Source organism: Faecalibacillus sp. MSK20_93, from assembly GCF_020589945.1.
Classification (GTDB): Bacteria; Bacillota_I; Bacilli_A; order Erysipelotrichales; family Coprobacillaceae; genus Faecalibacillus; species Faecalibacillus intestinalis.
This window is the reverse complement of the sequence record NZ_JAJDKA010000124.1, coordinates 1-1,743: the sequence shown is the minus strand read 5'-3', so window position 1 is coordinate 1,743 and position 1,743 is coordinate 1. Positions and strand designations below refer to the sequence as shown.

Here is a 1,743-nt window from a genome sequence, read left to right as displayed (position 1 = left end):
CATACAAGACTTTTTCCACGTTCCAGATACCCGTATAAGATTTAATCTTTTTCAAGTTCTTTCAGCTCCTTTCATAAGTTCTAAATGGGAAAAGGACAGCCATGTTTCAGACTGTCCCTTAAAAGAGAAATACGCTGTCAGTAGCAACAGTTCTTGTTGCTGATCTTCCAGCATTTATAATTGTATCTCGCACATACCTCGGCTAGTTTCAATGAAGCGACCACCCAGCTCCAAATCTCGCCCGTAGGCTTCATAATCAATATAGCTTTGTAAGTGGGATGGAATATCGCCAAGTGCGTTCAGTTCGTCAATGTAGTAATAGGCAACATCTGTCATGGTTTCACAATCGGGATAATAGTAAATGTCGTCCTTATTTTCCACGACTTCTTCCAGCGTTCCGTAGTGGCTGATAAATTCGTCCAGACAATCCACGATATAGTCGGGAAGTTCCTCTATCATTTCATACATTTCATTGAGTTCTTCAATGGAAACACATTCCCCTATGTCGATAGGGAAGTTGTCGGTATCATGGATAGCGTATTCCTCATACCGCTCATTCAAACCGATTTTTTCTTTTACATCTTCCTCGTCAATGGGGAATGTGAACCATGCTCCGACTAAATAGCCCTCGTTGTATTTGCCAAGATTGGCAATATAAACCGCCATATCATCAATCATAAGCACCACCTCATTTCCTACTCTGACAGTTCAAAGACAGCGTGTTCCGTTACAAGATAGCGTCTATTTTCCAGTAAGTGAGAAGCATAGGCTTCAAAGTCAAAATAGTATTCTTGACAGTCCTCGGATAAATGTTTGAACGTTGGGTCGTTCATCAGCTTTTGCCTTGCAACATCTATCATGCTTTTGCAGTCGTGATAAACCGTAATCACGTTCCTGCAAATATAAAGTGCTTCTAAATTCTCATATACGGTCAAAAGTGCTGTATATTCTTCCTGCATATCGGCTGGTAGTTGGCGATACATAAAATCTAATTCGTTGAGCTGGTACACGCTGGTATATTCGTGGACTTCATCAGCATAAGGCAACACCTTTTCGATAATGCGGTAATCCCCACTTTCTGCACCGACACCTAACTTTTCTTCAAACTCTGCAACATCTATCGGCAGGTCGAACCAGTATGATGTTGTTTCTTCGCCAGTTGTTCCTCTCGTTTCCACCAGCACCCTTGTTTCCTGCATTGTTCCTCACGTCCTTTCTGTTGTTTCATCACATCTTTTAAGGTCTGGTACGACATACCAAACACATACTTTGAAAAATCTTCTAACTGTCTTTCTTTATAATCGGCAGGGTTTAATCGTTTCATTTCATGCCACACCTTACGCTTGTAAGAGGGCAGGTCAGAAATGTATTCACAGCCGACTTTTTCCTGCATATCCTTAAAAATATCGTTCATGTCATCACTCCAATCTGATTTTTGAGTATGGAAAAAGCAGTCGATCTTTTCAGAATGACTGCTTTTACACACCACTTATGCACCGATAATCTTATTGAACAGCTCTAACAGTACATCTTTCACACCGCCAGCGTTAAATACCAAACCGACAGCAATCAAGGCAACTACCAAGAAGCCGATAAGTTTGGAAAACTCACGCTTGAAACCTAAGTAGATACCGATAACCACAATCGCCATAAGCACTAAGCTCTGTGCGTTGCTTAAAAACCAAGTGTATATGGATAGGTAAGTTCCTGATATTATAAATATCTCAAACTTTTCCCCCCATT

Annotated in this window: 4 protein-coding genes; all 4 read right to left on the bottom strand. The window is 40.8% G+C overall.

All coding sequences use genetic code 11. The annotated features are described in order from the left end of the window. Positions 1-174: 174 nt before the first annotated feature. The 4 genes from LJD34_RS15865 to LJD34_RS15850 all read right to left on the bottom strand — a co-directional run bounded on the left by LJD34_RS15865 (position 175) and on the right by LJD34_RS15850 (position 1,714). Positions 175-678, bottom strand: a complete 504-nt coding sequence (locus LJD34_RS15865) for an antirestriction protein ArdA (RefSeq protein ID WP_227360352.1) — start codon at positions 676-678, stop codon at positions 175-177. Positions 679-695: 17 nt separating this feature from the next. After that, positions 696-1,199: an antirestriction protein ArdA gene (locus LJD34_RS15860; protein ID WP_009265884.1), complete on the bottom strand. Its 504-nt coding sequence runs from the start codon at positions 1,197-1,199 to the stop codon at positions 696-698. After that, positions 1,118-1,414, bottom strand: coding sequence for a hypothetical protein (locus tag LJD34_RS15855; RefSeq protein WP_009265885.1), 297 nt, complete (start codon positions 1,412-1,414; stop codon positions 1,118-1,120). The genes LJD34_RS15860 and LJD34_RS15855 overlap by 82 nt, the downstream gene beginning before the upstream one ends. 75 nt (positions 1,415-1,489) lie before the next feature. Continuing rightward, positions 1,490-1,714 (bottom strand): hypothetical protein, encoded by a 225-nt coding sequence (locus LJD34_RS15850; RefSeq protein WP_033624592.1) that lies wholly within the window; start codon positions 1,712-1,714, stop codon positions 1,490-1,492. Positions 1,715-1,743 lie beyond the last annotated feature (29 nt).

What these genes read in the sequence shown, in the direction of transcription:
- LJD34_RS15865 (WP_227360352.1), bottom strand. Translation starts at nt 678, where the DNA reads ATGATTGATGATATGGCGGTTTATATTGCCAATCTTGGCAAATACAAC.
- LJD34_RS15860 (WP_009265884.1), bottom strand. Translation starts at nt 1,199, where the DNA reads ATGCAGGAAACAAGGGTGCTGGTGGAAACGAGAGGAACAACTGGCGAA.
- LJD34_RS15855 (WP_009265885.1), bottom strand. Translation starts at nt 1,414, where the DNA reads ATGAACGATATTTTTAAGGATATGCAGGAAAAAGTCGGCTGTGAATAC.